Below are 6,415 nucleotides of genomic sequence, written 5' to 3' on the forward strand. Positions count from 1 at the left end.
GCTACCCGCCCCCCCCGCCCCCCGGGGGGGGCGGGGGCGGGGGCCCCCCCCCCCGGCGGAGCGACCGATTGCCTTGTCGAACAGTGCCATGGCCATGCCGAGCCCAGATCCTCCCCTCACCGCCGTCATGGCTGTGATCCGACGCCAAGCGCCTGCGCTGATCGGGTTCAGCCTTCTTGCCAACCTGCTGCTGCTGGCCAGCGCGATCTATATGCTGCAGATCTACGACCGGGTGCTGTCGAGCAGCTCCCTCGACACGCTGGTATGGCTGACCGTGATGGCACTTGCCGCCATCGCCATCTACGGCCTCCTCGAGCAGGCGCGCCGTCTGATCCTCGGCCGCATCGGCGCCTGGCTGGAGAGCGAGCTGAGCGGGGCGGTGATCCGTCGCGCGATGGCGGCGCGGCTCGCGGGCACCGGCGTCGAGGCCGGGCTGAAGGACGTGGCCGACCTGCGCGGCTTCATCGCTGGCGACGGCATCCTGGCCTTTCTCGACGCCCCCTGGACGCCCATCTTCATCGCCTTCATCTGGCTGGCGCATCCCGCCCTCGGGGGGCTGGCCACCATCGGCGCGCTGGTCCTGTTCCTGGGCGCACTGGCCAACGATCTCCTGACCCGGGCGCAGCAGCAAACGGCCACCGCCTCGCTTCGGCGCAGCCAATTGACCGCCCAGCAATATGTCGACGGCGCGGAGACCCTGAGCCCGCTCGGCATGACGGGCACCATTCTCGCGCAATGGCAGGAGCAGCAGCGTCGGATCAGCAGCGAGCAGCGTCGTCTCGCGGAGATGACGGCTGCGATACTGAACGCCTCCCGGGCTGTGCGGCTCGGGCTGCAGGTCATGATCCTCGGCCTCGGCGCGTACTACGTGCTGCAGGGGCAGCTGACCTCGGGCGGCATGATCGCCGCCTCCATCATCCTGAGCCGGGCCCTCGCACCGATCGAGCGCTCGATCGGCGCATGGCGCCGCATGGTCGATGCGCGGGCCGCCCGGCGCAACCTCGCCCGCCTCTTCGAAGCCCTGCCTCCCGAGGCCGAATCCGTCCGCCTGCCCCGCCCCTCGGGCAGGCTCGTCGTGCAGAACCTGCACTATGCCGCGCCGCGGTCGGGTGACCCCATTCTCCGGAATCTCTCGTTCGACATCGAGCCCGGGCGGACCTGCGCGATCATCGGACCGTCGGGCTCCGGCAAGTCGACCCTTTGCCGACTGCTGGTCGGCGCCTGGAAGCCCAGCCATGGCCATGTGCGGCTCGACGGGGCCGAGATCTTCGCCTGGGATCCGGAGGATCTGGGGCAGTATCTCGGCTATCTGCCGCAGCAGGTGGAGCTGTTTCCAGGCACCGTCGCCGAGAACATCGCGCGCCTGGGCCCGGTGGACAGCGCCAAGGTCATCGCGGCGGCACGGCTGGCCGGCGTCCATGAGATGATCCTTCGGCTGCCGGCCGGCTACGAGACCGATGTCGGCCAGCAGGGCGGCCGGATCTCCCTGGGCCAGCGGCAACGGCTGGGCTTGGCGCGCGCCCTGTTCGGCGATCCGTCCCTCATCGTCCTCGACGAGCCGAACTCGAACCTGGACAGCGAGGGCGACCAGGCGCTGATCCGCGCCCTTGCCCATCTGAAACAGCAGGGGCGGACGGTGGTCATCGTCACCCATCAGGCCGCTGCGCTGCAGACGGCCGACAAGATCCTGATGTTGGCGGAGGGCGCTGTCGCGGCGTTCGGCGACCGCGATACGGTCCTGGCCACGATCGCGAGCGGACGCCGCCGGACCGTCGCCGCATCGGCTGTTGCGGCGGGCCCGGCTGAGCTCACGCCGGTCGTGCGGCCGACGCTGGTATCCTCGGAGTAGCGGTCATGTGGGAGCTGGCTCTCGAACATTGGCAGAAGCTTCTCTCGACGCTCAACTCCGCGGATACTCCGGAGATGGCGGTCCGCATCGCGGCCCCGGTCCTCGCGTGCGGCATGCTCCTCCTATTGTGGTTTGCGGTCCGGAGGCGCCGCGCCACCATTGTCGACGCGACGTCTCTGGCGCGCATGACGCGCGGCCCGCGCGTGCTGGGCTATGGGGCCCTGCTGTTGCTGACGGCCGGCTTCGGCAGCTGGTCGGTGACGGCACCCCTGGCGGGCGCCGCCATTGCCCCCGGTGTCGTCAGCCCCGATGGGCACCGCAAGACCATCCAGCATCTCGAGGGGGGGATCATCCGGGGTATCCACGTGCGGGAGGGCGACTTCGTCGCTGCCGGCGCCACGCTGGTGACGCTCGAGGATGTCCAGGCCCGGGCGAAATATGTGGAGATCCGCGAGCGCTACACCCACGTCCTGGCGGTCAAGGCCCGGCTCAACGCCGAAGCGATCGATGCCCGGGAAATCGACTTCCCGACGGAACTGGTGGCCCTGGGAAGCGGCGAGGCCGAGCGTGCCATGGCCGGCCAAGAGGCCCTGCTTCGCAGCCGTCGGGCGACCTTCCAGGGCAAGGAGCGGATCCTCGGCCAACGCGTGAAGCAGCTGGAGGAAGAGATCACCGGCCTGCGCCAGATGATTGCCGCCCAGGACGCGCAGCTGGCACTGCTCGACCAGGAGATCGCAGGAGTGCAGGAGCTCTACAACAAGGGGCTCGAGCGCCTCCCACGCCTTCTGGCGCTCCAGCGCGCCAGTGCCGATATCGGCGGGGAGCAGGCGGAGAACCGCGCGAAGATCGCGCGCAACGGGCAGGAGATCGGCGAGACCGAGATGCAACTGCTGACCATGCGTCAGCAGCAAAGGGAGGACGTGGACGAGGAGCTGACGAAGGTCGCGGCCGAGCTGGCCGAGTTGCGCAGCCAGTTCCCCTCCCGGGAGGATATCCTCACCCGGACCACCATCCAGGCCCCGATCTCCGGAACCGTCATGAATGTCCGCATCACGACCGCCACGGGCGTGATCAGGCCGGGCGAGCCCATTCTCGACATTGTGCCGACAGAGGCGAAGCTGATCATCGACGCGCAGATCAAGCCGACCGACATCGACGTGGTACGACCCGGCATGACGGCTCGCGTCCTGCTGACGGCCTATCGGCAGCGGAACCTCCCCCAGATCCATGGAACGCTCCGCTCGATCTCGGCCGACCGGCTGGTCGAGGACAAGTCGGGGACCGCGTATTATCTGGCCAAGGTGGAGGTCGATCCATCAGAGCTGAGCCAGCTCGACGGGGTCAGGCTGATCGCGGGGATGCCGACCGAGGTGATGATCCTGACCGGAGAGCGGACCCTCCTGGACTACCTCCTGCGCCCCTTGCTCGACTCGATCACCAGAAGCTTCCGCGAAAGCTGAACCGCCACCTGTTTTGAAGCCCGGGTGTAAATCGGCATGGGGTCCCGACGCCGATCGGCGCGGCAAGCGCCTGATTTTGCGCGATACTGAGGGGGCATGACCTGGCGCCGATTCACAATCTGGATATCACTTCTCCAAGAGCCCTTTCAGCAGATCCCACTCGCGCCCGAAGGCGTTCCAGTCGCCCCGCTGGAGCGCTTGCTCGGCCCTCGACAGCGCCTCGCGTGCTCCCGATGGCGGCGTTCCTGGTGCCTCCGCTTTTCCTTCCGGGGGCGACGGTCGTTCACGGAATACGACTTGGAGGGCCTCCGCGAGCGTCGATTCCATCGCCAGCCGTCTGCCATCGCCGACGATGACCCGCTTGAGCTGCGGAATGTTCGTCCCTTGGGCTATAAGAAACACCGGTTCGACGTAGAGAAAGGAATGCTCGATCGGGATGACGAGCAGATTGCCCCGGATCACGCGGGAACCGCGCTGGTCCCACAGTGTGAGCTGGCGCGCGATGGTCGTGTCCTGATCGATTGTCGCTTCGATCTGCAGCGGCCCAAGGATGAGGCTATCTTTTGACATTTTGTAGACGATCAGCTCGCCATATCCGGGGAAATCCGACCGGGCTGCGATCCAGGCGATCATGTTGTCGCGATTGCTGGGCGTGACGGGAGTCATAAGCAGGAACTGCAGGCGATCTTCGCCCGGTAACTTCATCAGGACGTAGTACGGTTCCATCTGAACGGCCTCGCCGCCGAATTTCTCCTGCGGCGGGGCCCAAAGATCCTCCCTGTTGTAGAACACCTGCGGGACCGTCATGTGATAGGTGTTGAGCTTGTCGACCTGGACCTCGAACAAATCCCGTGGATAACGCAGATGTTGTCGCAGACCCGGTGACATATCGTCGAGCGACCGGAACAGGCTGGGAAAGGCCGCACGGTAAGCGCGCAAGACCGGGTCCGCCGGATCGATGACGTAGAAGCGCACATCGCCCTCATAGGCATCGACCACGACCTTCACCGAGTTGCGAATGTAACTGAATCCATCGTCGGTCGGCTCGGAATAGGGAAACCCATCGGCCACGGTATAGGCATCCTGTATCCAGAACAGTCGTCCCTGGTCGACAACGAGATAAGGGTCCCGATCCAGCTTCAGGAAAGGCGCGATGCGCGCAACACTCTGTTCCACCGATCGCCACAGTTGGATGCGGCTTTGCGGCGAGACGTAGGAAGACAGGACGATGTTCATGTCAAACTGGTGCCAGGAGAATAGCGCCTTCTTCCAGAAGCTATCCAGCAGTACGCCGCCATGGCCGGTGTAGCTGGCGTAAACGTTCTGATCTCCCTCGGGATAGTTGAACTCCTTCACGACGGTGGGAGCTAGTTGATAGCTCGTCGTCTCGGTGCCGTAATAGATCTCGGGACGAGAGACCTTCAGATCCGGCGAACCCTTCGGCGGCAAGTCCTCGACGGTGAAGACAGGTCCGCCCTGGTCGTCCTTCTCGGCAGCCAAGCACATCGCCAAGCCGTAGCCATGGGTGTATTGAAGGCGCCGGTTGACCCAGGTGTGGCCCTCACCCGGCAGATCTGCGGTGAGTTCTCGTGCGGCCAGCATGACCTGGCGATAATCACCGTCTATCCAATAGCGATCAACGTCAACATCGCTGAACGAGTAGTACGTCCGAATTTGCTGCAGCTGGCGGAACGTCTGGCTCAGCGGGCGATGGTCCCAGATGCGGATGTTGTCGAGCGTCGCCTGATTCTCGCGCATCTGCGCCGCATTGAGCTTGCCTTCGGTGGTGTGAAATCGCACGTCGACCTTATCGAAGCCGTAAGCCGCACGGGTCAGGGCGATGTTGTGTTGCAGGAACGGCGTTTCCATCTCGAGTTCGTTTGGCTCGACAATCAGCTCCTGAAAACTCCCAGGGATCAACTCCAAGGCGGCGAGCAGCAAAATCAGATAGACACCAATGCCCAATACGGCGACACGCGGCGCGTTTGTCGCAGCGACCCAGACCAGCACGCCGATGAGGGCGAGCGTCGCACCCAGCGAAACCCACAAGCCGACCAGGACGACGTGAACGTCCGTGTAGCCAGCGCCGAAGACCGCGCCAGCTGATCGGGTCAGCAGGCCAAAGCGATCGAGATAAAGGCCCCAAGCCCATGCGGCCAGCAGCAGAACGGCGTTGGCGATAACATGGCGCAGAGCCCTCGCATCCGCCGTTATATGACCTCGGGCAGTGAAACGGAGGGCCCCCATCCGAAGGTGTGCGAATCCAAGCGTCAATGTGCCGCCCAAGGTGAGCAGAACGAGGCTGTTTTGAACAAGATTCAGGAACGGCAAGACGAACAGGTAGAAGCCGACGTCGCGGAGGTAGATGGGATCAGACATCCCGAAATCCTGGGACCAAGCCAAGCGCAGGAATCGATCCCACTCGCCATAGAACGTGAATCCGGAAATGGCGGCTGTTGCGGCCGACACAAGAACGAGCAGGGGGGTGAACTGGTGGGTTCGGGGTCCCGCCATTCCGGTTCCCAACTGCTTCGGCCAGCTCTGGGACGTACCAGCGGGGCCGCTGCGCAGAAGGTTCGGCAGAATGTCGATCCTGACCAGAACCTGGAGATTGAGCAGCACATAAACGAACACAGGGATGAAGGCGGTTGCGAACATCGCGATCTTGGCGAGACGAATCCGCCAGAAGACCTCTTCGTAGCCGAGCGATCGGAGCCACAGCAGTTCGGCCGTCCAGTCGACGAGCTTGAACACGACAACAAGGAGGGTTCCGGCAAGCAGCCACCACCCCCCGCGGAACAAGAAAGCGCGACGCCAAGGCGACGGGGGGCCGACATACCCGGAGATTTCCAGCCTGTCAGTCACGTTGGGCCACGCAGCGCTCTGCCCCGATCGATGTATCGAATTCGGGGAGGTACGACTCAAGGCCACATCGAAGCCAAAGGCAAGCTCGAGTGGGCAGCATTCGACAAGAGCCTCCGTAAGCAGATGCGTCTGCCCGTGTGAATCCGGTCGTCTCGAGGTGGAAGGGGTGAACTGCACTCCCTTTGGGGAGCGCGCCCACGGGCGCGTGTGCGCTGCGAGCGGTCGTCGCAGCCCTTCCCGG

At 64.7% G+C, this 6,415-nt stretch carries 3 protein-coding genes; 2 read left to right on the plus strand and 1 reads right to left on the minus strand.

Going from position 1 to position 6,415, the window contains the following annotated elements; genetic code table 11:
* Positions 1-88 precede the first annotated feature (88 nt).
* Complete coding sequence (locus tag AAHM41_RS37895) at positions 89-1,849, plus strand: type I secretion system permease/ATPase (RefSeq protein ID WP_342241812.1); 1,761 nt, start codon at positions 89-91, stop codon at positions 1,847-1,849.
* Between the two features lie 5 nt (positions 1,850-1,854).
* The gene (locus AAHM41_RS37900; RefSeq protein WP_342241813.1) at positions 1,855-3,309 is read left to right on the plus strand and encodes an HlyD family type I secretion periplasmic adaptor subunit; all 1,455 of its coding nucleotides are present in this window, start codon (positions 1,855-1,857) and stop codon (positions 3,307-3,309) included.
* A gap of 126 nt (positions 3,310-3,435) precedes the next feature.
* Here the strand turns inward: AAHM41_RS37900 and AAHM41_RS37905 are convergent, their stop codons facing one another.
* On the minus strand, positions 3,436-6,351 hold the full coding sequence (locus AAHM41_RS37905; protein ID WP_342241814.1) for a UPF0182 family membrane protein: 2,916 nt from the start codon (positions 6,349-6,351) through the stop codon (positions 3,436-3,438).
* Between the last annotated feature and the right edge of the window lie 64 nt (positions 6,352-6,415).

The sequence above is a fragment of the Inquilinus sp. OTU3971 genome, assembly GCF_038440215.1.